Origin of the sequence: Haloechinothrix halophila YIM 93223 (genome assembly GCF_000504245.1) — a bacterium.
Lineage (GTDB): Bacteria > Actinomycetota > Actinomycetes > Mycobacteriales > Pseudonocardiaceae > Haloechinothrix_A > Haloechinothrix_A halophila.
The window spans coordinates 4,277,890-4,293,987 of sequence record NZ_KI632509.1 but is presented as its reverse complement, the minus strand read 5'-3'; the positions used below and the strand labels follow the sequence as shown (position 1 = coordinate 4,293,987).

At 67.1% G+C, this 16,098-nt stretch carries 16 protein-coding genes and 1 pseudogene; 8 read left to right on the top strand and 9 right to left on the bottom strand.

From position 1 onward, the window contains the following. Nucleotides 1-14 precede the first annotated feature (14 nt). Entirely contained in the window at nt 15-995 is a 981-nt protein-coding gene (locus AMYHA_RS19505) for a hypothetical protein (protein WP_034273318.1), read from the bottom strand. Nucleotides 996-1,130: 135 nt separating this feature from the next. On the opposite strand from AMYHA_RS19505, the pseudogene AMYHA_RS19500 reads away from it, so the two are divergent. Further along, nucleotides 1,131-2,195, top strand: a pseudogene (locus AMYHA_RS19500) (ABC transporter permease); the annotation flags it as partial. Here AMYHA_RS19500 and AMYHA_RS26590 read toward each other — a convergent pair. The 4 genes from AMYHA_RS26590 to AMYHA_RS19485 form a co-directional block, all read right to left on the bottom strand. Next, nucleotides 2,139-2,549, bottom strand: coding sequence for a YjbQ family protein (locus AMYHA_RS26590; protein ID WP_084037382.1), 411 nt, complete (start codon nt 2,547-2,549; stop codon nt 2,139-2,141). The pseudogene AMYHA_RS19500 and the gene AMYHA_RS26590 sit on opposite strands and share 57 nt — an antisense overlap. Nucleotides 2,550-2,622: 73 nt before the next feature. After that, nucleotides 2,623-2,823, bottom strand: coding sequence for a hypothetical protein (locus AMYHA_RS19495; RefSeq protein ID WP_034278042.1), 201 nt, complete (start codon nt 2,821-2,823; stop codon nt 2,623-2,625). 11 nt (nt 2,824-2,834) lie between these two features. Further along, nucleotides 2,835-4,001 carry a fatty acid desaturase family protein gene (locus AMYHA_RS19490; RefSeq protein WP_084037381.1) on the bottom strand — a complete coding sequence of 389 codons (1,167 nt, stop codon included), beginning with the start codon at nt 3,999-4,001 and terminating at the stop codon, nt 2,835-2,837. Nucleotides 4,002-4,036: 35 nt separating this feature from the next. Continuing rightward, entirely contained in the window at nt 4,037-5,146 is a 1,110-nt protein-coding gene (locus tag AMYHA_RS19485; protein ID WP_034278038.1) for a ferredoxin reductase, read from the bottom strand. A 149-nt stretch (nt 5,147-5,295) separates the two neighbouring features. Here AMYHA_RS19485 and AMYHA_RS19480 point away from each other — a divergent pair, with 149 nt between their 5' ends. The 4 genes from AMYHA_RS19480 to AMYHA_RS19465 all read left to right on the top strand — a co-directional run bounded on the left by AMYHA_RS19480 (nt 5,296) and on the right by AMYHA_RS19465 (nt 8,945). Then, nucleotides 5,296-5,937 (top strand): TetR family transcriptional regulator, encoded by a 642-nt coding sequence (locus tag AMYHA_RS19480; protein ID WP_231104830.1) that lies wholly within the window; start codon nt 5,296-5,298, stop codon nt 5,935-5,937. Between the two features lie 136 nt (nt 5,938-6,073). Next, a complete protein-coding gene (locus tag AMYHA_RS19475) occupies nt 6,074-7,222 on the top strand; it encodes a Re/Si-specific NAD(P)(+) transhydrogenase subunit alpha (RefSeq protein ID WP_034273315.1) in 1,149 nt (382 codons plus the stop codon). Beyond that, complete coding sequence (locus AMYHA_RS19470) at nt 7,222-7,545, top strand: NAD(P) transhydrogenase subunit alpha (protein ID WP_034273313.1); 324 nt, start codon at nt 7,222-7,224, stop codon at nt 7,543-7,545. Before AMYHA_RS19475 ends, AMYHA_RS19470 begins: the two co-directional genes overlap by 1 nt. Then, entirely contained in the window at nt 7,542-8,945 is a 1,404-nt protein-coding gene (locus tag AMYHA_RS19465; RefSeq protein WP_269189767.1) for an NAD(P)(+) transhydrogenase (Re/Si-specific) subunit beta, read from the top strand. Before AMYHA_RS19470 ends, AMYHA_RS19465 begins: the two co-directional genes overlap by 4 nt. 71 nt (nt 8,946-9,016) lie before the next feature. On the opposite strand, the gene AMYHA_RS19460 is transcribed toward AMYHA_RS19465, so the two are convergent. Together AMYHA_RS19460 and AMYHA_RS19455 are read right to left on the bottom strand one after the other, a co-directional pair. Continuing rightward, the gene (locus tag AMYHA_RS19460; protein ID WP_034273311.1) at nt 9,017-9,250 is read right to left on the bottom strand and encodes a hypothetical protein; all 234 of its coding nucleotides are present in this window, start codon (nt 9,248-9,250) and stop codon (nt 9,017-9,019) included. 78 nt (nt 9,251-9,328) lie between these two features. Then, nucleotides 9,329-10,849: a hypothetical protein gene (locus AMYHA_RS19455; protein WP_034273308.1), complete on the bottom strand. Its 1,521-nt coding sequence runs from the start codon at nt 10,847-10,849 to the stop codon at nt 9,329-9,331. A 278-nt stretch (nt 10,850-11,127) separates the two neighbouring features. Between AMYHA_RS19455 and AMYHA_RS19450 the strand changes: the two genes are divergently transcribed. The 3 genes from AMYHA_RS19450 to AMYHA_RS19440 all read left to right on the top strand — a co-directional run bounded on the left by AMYHA_RS19450 (nt 11,128) and on the right by AMYHA_RS19440 (nt 13,990). Then, nucleotides 11,128-12,603, top strand: coding sequence for a S8 family serine peptidase (locus AMYHA_RS19450; protein ID WP_034278031.1), 1,476 nt, complete (start codon nt 11,128-11,130; stop codon nt 12,601-12,603). A 239-nt stretch (nt 12,604-12,842) separates the two neighbouring features. Then, nucleotides 12,843-13,346: a DUF3145 domain-containing protein gene (locus AMYHA_RS19445; protein ID WP_034273305.1), complete on the top strand. Its 504-nt coding sequence runs from the start codon at nt 12,843-12,845 to the stop codon at nt 13,344-13,346. Between the two features lie 47 nt (nt 13,347-13,393). Next, complete coding sequence (locus AMYHA_RS19440) at nt 13,394-13,990, top strand: hypothetical protein (RefSeq protein WP_231104828.1); 597 nt, start codon at nt 13,394-13,396, stop codon at nt 13,988-13,990. A 125-nt stretch (nt 13,991-14,115) separates the two neighbouring features. Here AMYHA_RS19440 and AMYHA_RS19435 read toward each other — a convergent pair whose 3' ends face one another. Both AMYHA_RS19435 and AMYHA_RS19430 read right to left on the bottom strand, forming a co-directional pair. Continuing rightward, entirely contained in the window at nt 14,116-14,793 is a 678-nt protein-coding gene (locus AMYHA_RS19435) for a winged helix-turn-helix transcriptional regulator (RefSeq protein WP_034273301.1), read from the bottom strand. Nucleotides 14,794-15,226: 433 nt separating this feature from the next. After that, entirely contained in the window at nt 15,227-16,066 is an 840-nt protein-coding gene (locus AMYHA_RS19430) for an AfsR/SARP family transcriptional regulator (protein ID WP_231104826.1), read from the bottom strand. Between the last annotated feature and the right edge of the window lie 32 nt (nt 16,067-16,098).

Genomic DNA, 16,098 nt, shown 5'->3' with positions numbered 1-16,098 from the left:
GCGCACATCGGCCGTCAGCCCTCGTACGGTCGCAGGCTCGCGATGATCTTGTCGCTCACGTCGGTGGCGAGCTCGTCGCCGCCCCCGACGTCCGTGTAGACGATCAGGATGATCGTGTCGGCACCCGGCTCTGGCCGGAAGGCGGCGACGCTCAGCCGGACCTTGTCCGAGTCGGCGCACTTCTCGCCGGTTTGGTCGGGCATCGGGACGATCGCGGACGAGACGTAAGCGGTGCGCGCGCCGTTCGCGATCGAGACCTCCGTGGCTGCTGTGGGGGAGACCTTCTTCGAGTCCACTGGGAGTTCGCCGGCCGCCGCACCCCAGAACCGGGTGGCCGCCACCGCGGCCTTACTGGGATCCATGTCTCCCGCGGTCTGCGTTCCGACCCGCGCGCGGTGCCAGCCCGCCACCGGCTCGCCGCAATAGTTGTCCTTGTAGGTCGAGACGCCGCGCATGATCGCCGTGTCGCCGTTGGGGTTCTCGAAGCCCGCGAGCGTGCTTGGCGTCTCGACTTCCCAGTCCTTCTCGGGAATGTCGTAGGCGACGTTGTCCTTCGGCGACCACACCCCCTGCCAGCCGCGGGTCACAGCGTCGACGCGGATCTCCTGCTCACCCGGCAGTTCCTGAGTTGTCGTGCCGGGCGTCGACGATGGCCGCTCCGAGGACGGCGGTGTGGGTAGCGGGGCTGCGGTGGCCGCGACGGATGCCGCGGCGCTGCCTTCGTCGGAGCGCAGCGCCAGCACCGCCATGGCACCACCCGCACCGAGCAGGACCACGAACCCGACCGCAAGCGCCGCGATCAACGGGCCGCGTGACTTCTTCGGCGGTTCCGGCGGCTCGTACATGCCGAACCCGCCGTATTCCTGCTGCCAGCTTGCCTGGCCCTGCTGGTACTGCGGCTGCTGGTAGCCGGTCTGCGATGGGTAATAGTGCGGAATCGGATCGCCTGTGAATGGGTCGACCTGCTGGCCGTCCCAACCCCCTGGGTAGTTCATGCGCGAAACCTTACCGGTGTCGTATGGGAAAGCGTCTCGCTTACTCATATTTCAACACTCGTTGACATCTTCGGATTCCAGTCGTACGCTCAGGCCGACGTAATTCATCGTATGTAGAATTAGGAGGAGGGGGTCATGGCGAAACCGGTGAGCAAGCGGGTGCCGCTGATCGTGGTTACTGCCCTCGTGGGCGCCTTGGTCGCGAGCGTTCTAGCGGTGCTGACCTTCGGGGCGCAGGTCAGTGCCGGGCCGGACGGCGTGCCGGTCGCCGTCGCGGTTGCCGACGACCCGGCGGCAGCGCAGTTGCGCGCGGCGACGGGCGAACTCGAGGCACGGGCCGGTGATCGGCTGGATATCGAGCTGACCACGCCGGATAGGGCCCGAAGCCTGCTGCACGACAAAGAGGTATACGGCGTGCTCGAGCTTTCCTCTGGTCCGGGCGGGCCGCAGGCCACCGTGGTCACGTCTGGCGCGATCAATCCCTCGGGCACGCAGGTCGCGCGACAGGCGCTGACCGGTGCGGGGCAGGCGTTATTGGCCGCCGTCGCCGCGCAGAACCCTGGTGCGAACGCGGGGCTGGTACAGGTCGAGCGGATTCATCCCGTCGGCACGTCGATGCGTGCGATGCCGCTCGCGTTGAGCGCGCTGGCGTGGCTGGGTTGTCTCGTGGCAGGTGCCGCGTTGACATTGCTCGCACAGCGCAGCCGCGTACGGGTCGGTGCGATGGACAGGCTTGCCGGACTGGCTGTGACGAGTGTGGCCGTGACCGCCGTGCTGGTTGGGCTAGTGCTGCTGTGGGACTCGTCGTTGCCGCTCGGCTGGGATGTCGTCGGCCTGCTCGCGCTGGCCGCGGCGGCGTTCACGGCCGTGCAGGGTGGGGTGCTGCACCTGGCTGGTATCAGGGCGATGGCGCTGCTCGCGCCGCTGTACCTGGTCGCGCCCGCGGTGACGAACCAGGTGCCCGAGCTGTTGCACCCCGGCTACCGGGTGGCGCTGTGGTCGTGGACGCCGTTCCGGTTCCCGGCGGAAGCGCTGCGCAGCCTATTCGCTGGCACGCCCGATGCTCCCGACGTCATGCTCGCGGTGTGGGTGCTGATCGGCATCCTCGCCTTGGGTCTTGCTCTGCTCGCGGTGCCGCGCCGGTCAGCCGGGCAGCAGGCTGAACCGCACGCGGCGGACGGGGTTGTCGACGTTGGTGTCGACGAGGCAGATCGACTGCCACGTCCCCAGCGTGAGCGCGCCGCCGAGCACGGGGACCGTCGCGTACGGCGGTAGGAACGCGGGCAGGACGTGATCCCTGCCGTGGCCGCTGGTGCCGTGCTGATGGCGCCAGCGGCTGTCGCGCGGAAGCTGGTCGTCGATCGCACGCAGCAGGTCGTCGTCGCTGCCCGCGCCGGTCTCGATGATCGCGAGCCCCGCGGTCGCGTGCGGCACCCAGACGTGCAGCAGGCCGTCACCGCCGCCGCATCCGGCGAGGAACTTCTCCGCGTCGCGTGTCAGGTCGTGCACCACGGCGGTTGAGCCGGTGCGGACCTCGATCTCCTGGGATTCCACACCCCCACCGTACGACCATCATCCGCGCCTGTGTCCATGCCGACATACGCGACGCTGCTCGTCGCGACGAGGGCTACGCGCGCTCCTCGTCGTCGCTTTTGGCGCGCCGCGCGGCCTCACGCATCTCGATCGCGTCGGTGATGCCGTCGCCGACCTCGCGCGCGACCCCGACGACGGCGCCTGTGACGATCTTGGCGATGTTGCCGACGCGCTCGGCCGCCGACTCGGTCAGTTCCTGCACCGTGTCCTTCTTGCGTTCGAACTCGCCGACCATCGCTGCCCCGTTCATGCCGCTGTTTCCTGGCGTGAGCCATTCTGCTGTGTCTCAACGGTAACCCGCCGCGCCTCGGTTGACTTGTCGGTGTGACCACCGACAAGCGCCCGCAGCGCGCCCTTGGGCGGCAACGCCAGCGTGACGATCTTCTTCGCCACGGACGCGAGCTGCTTGTGCAGCGGCCCGGTGTTGTAAGGCAGATCGTATTTCTCGCAGATCGCGCGCACCTCGTCCGCGATCTGCGGATACCGTCGCGCCGGGATGTCCGGGAACAGGTGGTGCTCGATCTGGTGCGACAGGTTGCCACTCATGATGTGGAACAGCTTCCCGCCGGTGATGTTGGCCGAGCCGAGGATCTGCCGCAGGTACCACTGCCCGCGCGTCTCGTTCTCCGTCTCCTCCTCGGTGAAGCTCTCGACGTCCGCGGGGAAATGGCCGCAGAAGATGATCGAGAACGCCCACAGGTTGCGCACCAGGTTCGCGCTGGCGTTGCCGAGGAACGTCAGCGGTGCCAGCGGTCCGGTGAGCAGCGGGAACAGCACGTAGTCCTTGCCGATCTGCTTGGTGGCCTTGGCGCGCATCTTCCTGCGCACTTCCTTGGTCTCCGCCCAGCTCAGCTCGCCCTTGACGATGCGGTCGACCTCGAGGTCGTGGAACCACACGCCCCACTGGAAGAAGAGCGCGAGCAGCGTGGCGTAGACCGGGTTGCCCAGGTAGTACGGGTGCCACTTCTGATCCGGGTCCATGCGCAGCACGCCGTAGCCGATGTCGCGGTCCTTGTCGAGGACGTTGGTGTGGGTGTGGTGCAGGTAGTTGTGCGAGTGCCGCCAGTTGTCACCGGGCGCGGCCGTGTCCCACTCGAACGTCTTCGAGTTCAGCTCGGGGATGCGGGTCCAGTCGTACTGGCCGTGCATCACGTTGTGGCCGATCTCCATGTTGTCGAGGATCTTCGACGCCGAGAGTGAGGCCACCGCCGCCAGCCAGAACGGTGGCAGGAATCCGAGGTACATCAGGCCCCTGCCCGCGACCTCGAGCCCACGCTGGGTCTTGATGACGCGGTTGATGTAGTCGACGTCGTCCTTGCCGAGGTCGGCGACGATCCGCTGCCGGATCTCGTCCAGTTCGCGGCCGAACTCCTCGACCTGCTCCGGAGTGAGTCGGTCCTGCAGTCCTGTCATGGTGGGGGTCCCTTCCGGTGGTTCTGTGGGTTGGGTCAGCAGTTGATGTCGACGTCGCCGACGGGCACGGAGATGCACAGCTGGATCTCCTCGTCCTCCTCGGCGGAGAGTTCGCCGGTGAGCGCGTTGCGCACGCAGCCACTCGTCTTGACCTGGGTGCAGGAGAAGCAGATGCCCATCCGGCAGCCGTGCTCCGGCCGGAGCCCCGCCTGCTCGGCCTGTTCAAGCAGCACGTCGCCGGAGTTGGCCGTCTCCCTGCCGCTGTGGGCGAACCGCACCGTGCCAGTGGCGTTGGTGGTGTCGATCTCCAGCGCGGGCGGCGAGAACTCCTCGGTGTGCAGGTGTTCACTGATCCCCGCATCGGCGTAGGCGGCACGCACCGCGTCCATCAGCCCCGGCGGGCCGCACAGGTACGTCTCGGCCTCGCGCCACCATGGCGCGATGGCGTCCAGGTGCTCTGGCGTGAATAAGCCGTGCACGTCGGCACCTGACTCAGCGGCGGTGTAGCCGAACGCGACGTCGATGGCGTCGCTGTCGTCCGCCAGTTCCGTCAACGCATCGCGGTAGAGCACCTCGGCGGCGGTGTCGGCGTAGTGCAGGAACACCGCCTTGCCCTGATAGCCCTCGTCGCGCAGCGTGCGCAGCATCGACAGCACCGGCGTGATGCCGCTGCCGCCGCTGATCAACAGCAGCGAGTCGGGCCGCCATTCGGGCAGCGTGAACGTGCCGTCCGGATGCGAGATGCCGAGCACCATGCCCTCGTGTGCGTGCTCGTGCAGGTGCCGGGAGACCAGGCCGTCCGGGTCGGCCTTGATGGTCAGTTCCAGGGTGCGCGGGTCGCCGTACTGCGAGTTCGCCGGTGAATAGCAGCGGGTGCGGCGCACGCCGTCGATGTCGACAGAGACCCGCACGTACTGCCCAGAGCTGAACCCGCGCCACGCCCTGCTCAGCGACAGCGTGAGCGTGACGGTATCGCTGGTCGGGTGTGCTACGCGGGTCACGCGCGCCCTGATCTCCGAGCGCACCAGTAGCGGGTCGACGAGTTCGAGGTAGCGGTCGATGCCGTGCGGGGTGAGCAGCCGTTCCGCCAGCGACACCGCGGCTTCGCGCGCTCTCGTTGCCCTTCTCGGCAGCAGTGTGGTCACGTGCTCGTCCCTCCGCTGAAGCATTACAGTGAACATGTGTGCACTAACAAGTGCACTGGAATTGAGAGGCCGTGTCAACCAGGCACGACTGTGAGCTGGGCGATAGGCCCGGAGAGGATTCGGCGGTGGACGCACGTACGCTGAACGTCGTGGCAACGCGGCAGGCCGATGAACCGGCGAGCAGGCAGGAACGCAAGCAGCGCACCCGGCAAGCGCTGCTCGACGCGGCATTGCGGCTGCTCAAGGACCGCACGTTCGATGGACTGAGCCTGCGCGAGGTCGCCAAGGAAGCCGGGATCGTGCCGACGGCGTTCTACCGTCATTTCGAGTCCATGGATGACCTGGGCATCGCGCTGGTCGAGCGAGCAATGCGCAGCCTGCGCACCATGATCAGGGAGGCGCGGCAGAACCCCGCGACCTACGACGACGCGATCCGCAGCTCGGTGCACACCTTGCGGACGCACGTGCGCGCCAACGAGGCTCATTTCCGGTTTCTGACCAGGGAGCGCTACGGCGGGACGGGCCCCGTGCAGGCGGCGATCGCCACCGAGCTGCGGCTGTTCGCCAGCGAGCTGGCGATCGATCTCGGCCGGTTCGAAGGACTGACCGAGTGGAGCGCCGACGACCTGCGGATGATGGCTGATCTCATCGTCACCGCCATGCTCGGCACCGTGATGGAACTCGTCGACGTCCGTACTCCCGACCCGGACACCGACGAGGAGATCGCGGCCAAGGCGCGCAAACAACTGCGGCTGATCGTGTTAGGCGTGGCCGGATGGCGGAGCCAGTAATACGTACATCCTGCTCAATCCCGCTGTAATGAAGCCCACCGAAGATCGCGCCGGACAGTGCGGCGTGGTAGACATTCGGCACGCCAGACGATCCTGGCCAGTTTCGTGCTGATGTCTCGGGCAGGAGGTTGCTGCGGTGACGGGAACCGAATCGGGGGATGCAAGGCCAATCACGATCGGTGTGGTCGCCGAATCGGGGGAGGACGAGCGCAGGGTCGCGCTGGTGCCGAAGATGGTGCAACGACTGACGCGCAGGGGCGCGCGAGTCGTCGTGGCGTCTGGAGCAGGCGCGGGCGCGCACGTTTCGGACGACGACTACACCGAGGTGGGTGCCACCATCGGCGATCCTTACGACGCCGACGTCGTGGTGGGTGTGGCACCCCCGGGTGAGGCTGAGATCGCCAAGCTGCGCAAGGGCACCATCGTGGCCGGGTTCCTCGCGCCGCTATCCGATCAAGAGCGGATCAGCGCGCTGGAGAACGCCGGGGTGATCGCGTTCGCGATGGAGTCCATCCCGCGGATCTCGCGCGCGCAGGCGATGGACGCGCTGTCCTCGCAGGCCAACGTTGCGGGCTACCGTGCGGTGCTGCTTGCCGCGCAGCATTTGGCCCGGTTCTTCCCGATGCTGACCACGGCGGCGGGCACGGTGAAGCCCGCCAAGGCGCTGGTGCTTGGCGCTGGCGTCGCGGGGCTGCAGGCGCTGGCGACCGCGAAGCGGCTCGGCGCGCAGGCCACCGGCTATGACGTCCGGCCCGAGGTAGCCGACCAGGTGCGCTCGGTCGGCGCGCAGTTCCTCGACCTCGGCATCGAGGCTGTCGGTGAGGGCGGCTACGCCCGTGAGCTGACCGAGGAGGAGCGGGCCGAGCAGCAGCGCAGGCTCACGGAGGCGATCACCGGCTTCGACGTCGTCATCACCACCGCGTTGGTGCCGGGACGTCCCGCACCGAAGCTTGTCAGCGCCGAGGCGGTACGGGGCATGCGGCCGGGCAGCGTGATCGTCGATCTCGCCGGTGAGACCGGCGGCAACTGCGAGCTGACCGAGCCAGGCCAGGTCACCACGGCGCACGATGTCACCATCGCATCGCCGCTGAACCTGTCTGCCGAGATGCCAGACCACGCCAGCGAGCTGTACGCGCGGAACATCGTCGAGCTGCTGGAACTGATGATCGACACCGACGGCAGGCTCACGCTCGACGCGGGCGACGAGATCATCGCGAAGTCGTGTGTCGCGGGCAATGACAAGCTCAGCCAACCCGAGCCGGCGAGCGGGACGGAGGAAAGCTGATGGACAGCGAGCTGGTACAGAACTTAGGAATCCTGGTGCTCGCGGGGTTCGCCGGATTCCTCGTGATCTCCAAGGTGCCCAACACGCTGCACACCCCGCTCATGTCGGCGACCAACGCGGTGCACGGCGTCGTGGTGCTCGCGGCGCTGATCGTGCTCGGTCAGGGCGTTGACCTCGGCGTGTTCAACGACATCCTGCTCGTCATCGCGATCATCTTCGGCACCATCAACGTCGTCGGCGGTTTCCTGGTGACCGACCGGATGCTCGGGATGTTCAAGGGCAAGCCCGGTGACAAGGCGAAGAAGCAGGAGGAGACGGCGTGAGCTGGATCCAGGACCCCGCGTTTATCAACATCCTCTACATCATCTCCTTCTCGCTGTTCATCTATGGGCTGATGAAGCTGACCGGCCCGAAGACGGCGGTGCAGGGCAACTGGATCGCCGCGGCCGGCATGGGTATCGCCGTGGTGGCGACGCTGCTGATTCGCGGGATGAGCAACTGGTGGCTGATCGCGCTCGGCGTCGTGGTCGGCACCGTCATCAGCATCCCGTCCGCCTACAAGGTCAAGATGACCGCGATGCCGCAGATGGTGGCGCTGTTCAACGGCCTCGGCGGTGGGGCGATCGCGTTGATCTCGTGGGCGCAGTTCCGCGATACCGGCGGCTTCGCCGAGGAGGAGCTGTCCAAGGTCATCGCGTCGCTGTTCGCCGCGCTGGTCGGGTCGATCTCGTTCTGGGGCTCCAACGTCGCGTTCGGCAAGCTGCAGGAGATCCTTCCCGGTAAACCCATCGGGCTGGGACGGCTGCAGCAGCCGGTGAACCTGTTGACCTTCGTGGCGGCCGTGGTGTGCGCGGTGGCGATCGCGTCCGGTCAGACCTCCGAGTGGTGGATGATCGGCCTGCTGGTCGCATCGGCGATCCTGGGACTGATGGTGGTGCTTCCCATCGGTGGCGCCGACATGCCGGTGGTTATTTCGCTGCTCAACGCGCTCACCGGGTTGTCGGCCGCCGCCAAGGGCATCGCACTGGACAACACCGCGCTGATCGTGGCAGGCATGATCGTCGGTGCCTCCGGTTCCATCCTGACCAGCCTGATGGCTAAGGCGATGAACCGGTCGATCCCCGCGATCGTCGCGGGCGGTTTCGGTGGCGGTGGCACCGGTGGAGGTGGCGACACCGGTGGCGAGGATCGGCACGTCAACAGCACCAGCGCCGCCGACACGGCCATCCAGATGGCCTACGCGGGCAACGTCGTGGTCGTTCCCGGCTACGGCCTTGCGGTGGCGCAGGCCCAGCACCTGGTCAAGGAGATGTCCGAGCTGCTCGAGCAGAAGGGCATCAACGTCTCCTACGCGATCCACCCGGTCGCGGGCAGGATGCCCGGCCACATGAACGTGCTGCTGGCCGAGGCCGACGTGCCGTACGAGGCGCTCAAGGAGATGGACGAGATCAACTCGCAGTTCGGGCAGACCGACGTCTCGCTGGTCATTGGCGCCAACGACGTCACCAACCCCGCAGCCGAGACCAACCCGGACTCGCCCATCTACGGCATGCCGATTCTCAAGGTCAACCAGAGCCAGTCGGTGATCGTGCTGAAGCGTTCGATGAGCCCTGGCTTCGCCGGCATCGAGAACGAGCTGTACTACGACCCGAAGACGGCGATGCTCTTCGGCGACGCCAAGTCGTCCGTCGCGGACATCGTCGAGGAGCTCAAGCAGCTGTAGGTCTGTGACCCTGGCGGGGCGGGCACGGAGACGTCTCCGTGCCCGCCCCGCCGTGTGTCTGGTGTGGTGCGTCAGCTGCTGCCTGACGTGCCGCGTCCATGCCGCAGGATGGTCAGGATCTCGTCGAGCTTGGCGCTGTGCTCGTCCAGAACAGCACTGTGACGAGCCAGGATCGCGCTGTGTTCCTGCTGAGTGGCGGCGATACGCGCGACCGTCTCGTTGGTCTGGTCGATCTTGATGTAGATCTCTTCGATGTCGTGCCGATTCTGGCTCACGCGCCGGTCGAGGTCGGGCGTCGGCGTCATCGTCGTGGCATCCCCTCGGGTCGGTTGTGACTGATCCTGCCACCGTATGGCGGGCATCCGACAGGTCCCGTCCGAAGTTCAGCGCAAGTTCGGTGTAGGTACAGCGAAAGCGCGCTGGATCACTGGAGTGAGTGACGTGTCGTCGCTGTGCTCGGAGCCATCCAGCCAGACAGCCCGGACCAGGCGCAGCTTCGCGCCGGAGGTGGCGTTGCGATAGGACGCCGTGCCGATACCGGACGCATCCGGCCAGGCGTCGCGGGCTGTCGCCAGATCGAGTGCCCAGCCGGTGCCTTTGGTGGTCACCAGTGTGTCGATCCGCTTGGCCTGCTTCGACGAGCGGAACTCGAAAGCCGCCACGCTGACGGCGACGCGCCGGTCGTCGACGCTGGTCAGATAGCTGCCTAGGTGGACGCCCTCACAGTCCGAGTCGGCCACGGCGGTGCGCAGATCGCCGTAGGTGTGGCGCGCGCAGCGCCGATCGGTGTTCGCCGCCATGACGTGAAAGTCGAGCCCGTCGACGTCGTGGATGACCAGGTCGGGGAGGGGTGCGGTGGTGTTTGTGGGGGAGGTGTCGCTTGCTCCCGCCGTCGCGACCGCGATCACCGCGATGAGGCCGACCACGAGCAGGCAGACCACGGCGATGGGCAGCGGACGCAGCAGCATCGGTCGCTGCCGAGGACCGTTGGACGGCCGCTGGTGTGGCGGTCCCTGTGCCGGGTGCGGATGACTGGGCGCGGGCTGCTGCGCCGCGGCGGACGCCGACGGAGGCACCGCCGGGACTGACGCGGCAGGCGGCTGCCCGTGGCGAACCGCACCGGACGACGCCTGCCATGCGACCGTGGCACCGTTCGGTGTCGCCGCCGACGCAGCGGAAGTTGGTGTGCCGGACGGCGCATCAGGGGTGGATGACCGCGGCGTTCCTGCCTTAGGCGCACTCGCCTGCCCGCCACCGGACTCTCGCGACTCCGCACCAGCTCGCGCGGTCGTCACCGCGCTTGGAAAGCCTTCCATCGCCAGCGTGGTGTCCGGCTGGATCGGACTCGCCGGGTCGACCGCGCGCAGGACCGCGCGCGCCTGTTCCGCGGAACACGGGTGCGGGCCGGGCGGCGTGAGCTCCGCGATGGCGGTCTTGAGCCCGTTGATCGTCGGGTACAGCACTCGCACCGGCTGGTCGAGGTCACCCTCGCCGGGCGTGACCGAGTCGACGAACGGCCCAACGGCCAGCACCGTCGCGACGGGCAGCGTCAACCCGGCTTCGTGGGTGATCCGCTGGGCAAGGTGCCGGGATGCCGCGAGCGCGCCAGTACCAGGGTTCATGGCGTCACCCGAACCGACCAGCGGCCAGTTGTCGGCCTTCCACTGTCCGTGCAGGGGCGCGTCCAGCCGCATTGTGGGCCCAGGCAGCTCGACGCCGCTGATAAGCAGCACACCGTGCGGCATAACGACGACGGCGTCGAACGGCTCGCCACAGTGTGGCGGCTTCACCTGCATCATCGCGATGCCACCTGCGGTTTCGTCCCCTCGGCCTAGGCCGCGCAGGCTCGCGCTGATGTCAGCGGCGATGAGCGATCCCGGTTCCCCCGCGCCGATCAGACGCATGTCTGCCTCCGCTCCGCGTGGCGTCGCGATGGTGGGTTCGGCGCAGCGTTCGGTGTCACGCGCACAGATTATCCAGTCATGCGATCGAGTGGGTTCGACTTGGCTGTCAATTCGCAGCGTGACCGATCCACCACCACTCGAAGTTGCGCTGAGTGACGTACGCCACGAACGAAATTCATCATTACCTAAGCGTCATTATTGACAGTGAGCCGGCTCACCTAGTTATGTAGATCCAATCGACGGTCGCCCGAATGGGTGAACACGATGAGGAGGTCAGCATGACCGATCGCTCACGGTGGCGCCGGAAGCTGGCGGTGGTCGCTGCCGCCGCGCTCGCACTACCCATGATGGGTATCCCGGGCGCTTCCGCGCAGGAAAGCGATTCCCCGCTCGCGCCGGTGTCCGATTCCCTGAGCGGACTGCTCGGCACGCTCACCGGCGGCGCGCAGGTGACGGCGCTTGTCCACGGCACCGATCTCGCGGCGGCCAACCAGGCTATCGCCGACTCCGGCATGAACCGGATCACCAGCTTCGACCAGATCGCCGTGGTCGTGGCGACCGGCACGGTCGAGCAGGTGCGCGACGTGCGCCAGGCCGATGGCGTGACCTACGTCGAGAACAACGACCCCATCGAACTGTTCGCCTCATCGGGCACCGTCGCCACCCGCAGCGCCGAGGCGCGCCTGGCGCGGACGACCCCCACTGGTGACCCGCTCGACGGCAGTGGCTCGTCGGTGGCCATCATCGACACCGGCGTCGACCCGAACCACCCCGCCTTCACCGCGGAAGACGGCTCCAGCCGGGTGGTGCGCAACCTCAAGAGCCTCTGCACCTCCGACCAGGACACCGGCTGCATCATCGACGCGGGGCCGCTGGACACCGACACGCTCTCGGTCGGCGGTCACGGCACCCACGTCACCGGCATCGCGGCCGGGACGCCGCACTCGCTGTCCGGCATCGACGTCGGCGGCTCCGCCCCTGGCGCCAAGATCGTGTCCGTCTCCACCGGTGCCGGTCTGGTCATCCTGGGCGCCAACGCCGCGCTGGACTGGATCCTGGAGAACCACGAGGCACCCTGTGGCGCCGGCGTCTCCGCCGAGGAGTGCCCGCCGATCAAGGTGATCAACAACTCCTACGGTCCCAGCGGCGGAGGTGAGTTCGATCCGAACTCCGCGACCGTCAAGCTGCAGCGCGCCCTGGCGGCCGAAGGCGTCGTGACGGTCTGGGCCAACGGCAACGACGGCGGCGACGGCACGCAGAGCCTGTCCAACCCGCCGGGGCAGGACCCCACGCCCGGCGTGCTCTCCGTGGCGTCGTACTTCGATGAGGGCACCGGCACCCGCGACGGCAAGATCTCCGACTTCTCCTCGCGCGGTCTGGCCGAGGATTCATCCACCTGGCCGGACATCTCCGCGCCCGGTGAGGCGATCGTGTCCGCCTGCCGCCCGTACCTGCTGATCTGCAGCACCGGGGGCGAGCCGTATAGCGGTCCTGGCCTGCTCGACCTCGCCACCTACAACGTGATCAGCGGGACGTCGATGGCGGCGCCGCAGATCACGGGCATCGTGGCGCAGTTGTTCCAGGCCAAGCCGGACGCCACTCCTGCCGAGATCGAGGACGCGCTCAAGGCAACCGCGTACAAGTACAGCGACGGCGCGGCCTACGAACCGCTCGACAGCTACACGTCGAGCTTCGACAAGGGCACGGGCCTCGTTGACGTCGTCGCCGCCGTGGATCACCTGACGGCGTCCTGACCCTCCTCGCGAAAACGCACCGGCTCATCGGGAGCTATGACACGATCGTGTTGTGTTGTGGCTCCCGGTGAGCCATCTTTCGTTGTGACATCTGGTGCGGATGGGGCGAGATTGGCATAGTGTGTGACCATAAAGGAGAGCGAGCCCGCGCTCAGTGACTGAACTCCGGGGCTATTGACGAGGTCGTAGGGGAAGATGCTCCTCGTCAATTCAGCACCGTCGACTAGCGGAGGTCAGCAGTGAGCGCACGTGAGCTCAGCCGTGGCGTAGTGTATGTCCACTCGTCGCCAGCTGCGGTATGTCCGCACGTCGAGTGGGCGATTTCTGGTGCTCTGGGACAGCGGGCCGAGATGGAATGGACCGCACAGCCAGCGGCACCAGGACAACTGCGCGCCGAATGCGCGTGGCGTGCCGTAGCGGGCACCGCCGGCGCGCTCGCGAACGCGCTCAAGGCATGGCCGATGGTGCGTTTCGAGATCACCGAGGAACCCAGCCCCGGCGTCGACGGCGAACGGTTCTGCCATGCGCCAGGACTCGGGCTCTGGCACGGCCGCACCAGTGCGAACGGCGACATCATCGTGGCCGAAGACCAGCTGCGCGCGCTCGCCAATGCCAGCAGAGCGGGTGAGCAGTTCGCGCACAAGATCGACGAACTTCTCGGGTCCAGTTGGGACGAAGCGCTTGAACCCTTCCGGCACGCCGGGGACGGCGCGACCGTTACCTGGTTGCACCAGGTCGGCTGATCACTCGTCTGGCCCAGTCCGGTGTCGGGAGCTACTAAGCTAGCCGTGTGCCAGCGATCGTCAACGCCAGCGTGAGCAGCCGCTGGCTGGTGCCGGTACTGATCGGCGTCGTCTCGCTCGCCCTCGCGGGCGGTCTCCTCGCGAGGGATCTTTACCAGCGGGCTGACAGCGACGCCGCGATCGGTCCGGTGAGCCTGCCGACGACGACCTCGCTCGCGCCCGAGCAGCAGCCCGGCTCGCCGCTGGTCAAGCTCACTCCTGACGCGGCCAGGCACCCGCACGACGAAACCGTGCGGCGGCTGCTGCAGGCGTACTTCGACGGCATCAACGGTCGCAACTACGACCGCTGGAAGACGTCGGTCACGAGCGAACGGGTGCGCGCCAAGACCGAGCAGCAATGGCTGCGCGACTACCGCTCCACCCAGGACGGCAACATCCTGGTCCACCGCATCGAAACCGCCCACGACGACACCATGCGGGTGCTGCTGAGCTTCACCAGCACTCAGGACATCCGCGACGCGCCGGTGATCCTGCCCCGCCGCTGCATCCGCTGGTGGCTCGCCCTGCCCATCGCGCTGGAACACGGCCATTGGAAGATCGGCACCGTGCCGCCGGGCACGGTGCCGGAGATGGCGGCCTGCTGAGGAGCGTCCGTCGCGCAGGATGCGCCGGGCACACCAGCCGCGGCGAACGACGCCTTCCCAACGCCCGTCGGCACGATGTACCGCCACCGGGCGGGCTGAAGGCGTCGTTCCTACCATGCCGCTGGTCAGCGGGTGGTCAGTCCTTGCGGCGGGGTGGGCGCCGGCGGGATGTGGAACAGCTGGGTGAACTGGGTGAGCAGTTCGGGATCGCCGTCGAGGGTGACGTCGCCGTTCGCGATCGCGTCCTGCGGCGTCAAGTCGGCGGCCATGAGCTGCTTGAGCTTGGTTGTGCTGATGGTGAGGTCGGCGTTGGGCAGCGGGCCCTCGGCGACCTTGAGGGTGCCGTCGTCGACGAGGGCGTGCAGGGTCATGTCGCCGAAGTGCAGCTGGTAGGTCACATGCAGGTTCTCGGCGTGCTCCGCACGGAACGTCGTGTGCAGCGCCAGCATCGCGATGTCGAGGGTGACGGTGTCGCCTTCGGTCGGCTCGGTCAGCGACCGCGCACCCCAGAGCCCGAGCTGCAGCAGGATGGGCTCCAGTTCGCTGCCGTAGTCGGTCAGCTCGTACACGACGGCGGCGTCCAGCTGCGGCAGGACGCGACGGCGCACCACGCCCGCTTGCTCCAACTCGTTCAGACGGGCGGACAGGATGCTCGAGGGGATGCGGGGCAGGCACTGGGCAAGCTCGGTAAAGCGCTTTGGGCTGAGCAGTAGGTCGCGGATGACGAGCACGGACCACCGTTCTCCGATGAGTTCGAGGGCGCGTGCGAGGCCGCAGAACTGTCCATAGGTTCGACCGGGCATAGTTTCATCCTTACTGTACCGGTGGTGGTTTGCGGTTTCCGCGATGCGGTTTAAACCGACATACTTGAGTTTGGTCACCGGGGCTCAAGCCTCGCTCGAAAAACACGCGACCCGGAAGCTATTCCGGGTCGAGCCGGGACGTCGTTGGCGGTACGGAATCGCATATTTCAGCGATCCCATCGTACGGTATAGGTTCGCTAGCGCGCGGTATTGTTCGTTTCTTGTTGACGTCGAGAGTCGCCGGATACGAACTCGCGATCGGGTCACCGTTAATGACGGAAACGATGACAGAATCGACATCGACGGCTCCTGACGGCAGCGGATGGACAACTGACAGGCAGCATGCACCCCCGTGCTCGAGGTGAGGTCGAGCTTGGCTCGGGCCACACTCGATCCAGCGATGCGATGACGGACGGTTGACGACAGTCCGTAGTTAGCGAGTGGGCTCGCCCGCCGACAGCAACTCTCGGTGCAGCAGCTGCAGCTCGTCGCACGGCTCGACGCCGAGCTCTTCGTTCAGCACGCCGCGCAGTGTGCGGTAGGTCGCCAGCGCGTCGGACCGCCTGCCACTCGCGCTCAACGCCCGCATCAGCAGACCTTGCAGGCCCTCGTCGAGCGGGTTCGTGGTCACCAGCGAGCGCAGCTCGCCGATCAGCTCGCGGTGCAAGCCCGCTGCCATGTCGGCCTGGATGCGCAGGTGAAGTGCGTTCCGCTGCTGTTCCTGCAGCTCAACGGCCGCTGCGGTCAGTATCTGTCCACAGTGCACGTTGGCGAGCGGCTGGCCCGCCCAGAGATCGAGCGCGGCGCGAAACGACTGCGACGCCCTGCGGTAGTCCGCTTGCCCAAAAAGGTCCTTGCCCTGCTCGCAGAGCTGTTGGAACTGGAACACGTCAACCTGCTGCGGTTCGATCCGGAACACGTAGCCGGGCGGTTTGGTGATCAGCAGCTTGTCGGCGTCGGCGGCGAGGTTGTTGGCCGCGATGCATTTGCGCAACTGATAGACGTAGGTCTGCATGGTGGTGCGCACGCTGCGTGGCGGCTCGCCTGCCCACAACTCCTTGATGATCGAATCGATGTGGACGACTTCGCCCGCGCGCAGCAGCAGCATCGCGAGCAGTTGTAGGATCTTGGGCGCGGTTGGCGCGTAGTCCTGGTTATCCTTGCGGATCTCAAGGGGCCCGAGCAGCGTGAACGTCACCGCGCGCGCATCAATGTCGCCTGCCTCGGTGCCACCACGTGCAATGGTGTCGGTGACGGAGTGTTCGTCGTGCACGCCGGAGCCTCCTATCCGTGACGTGCGCCGGA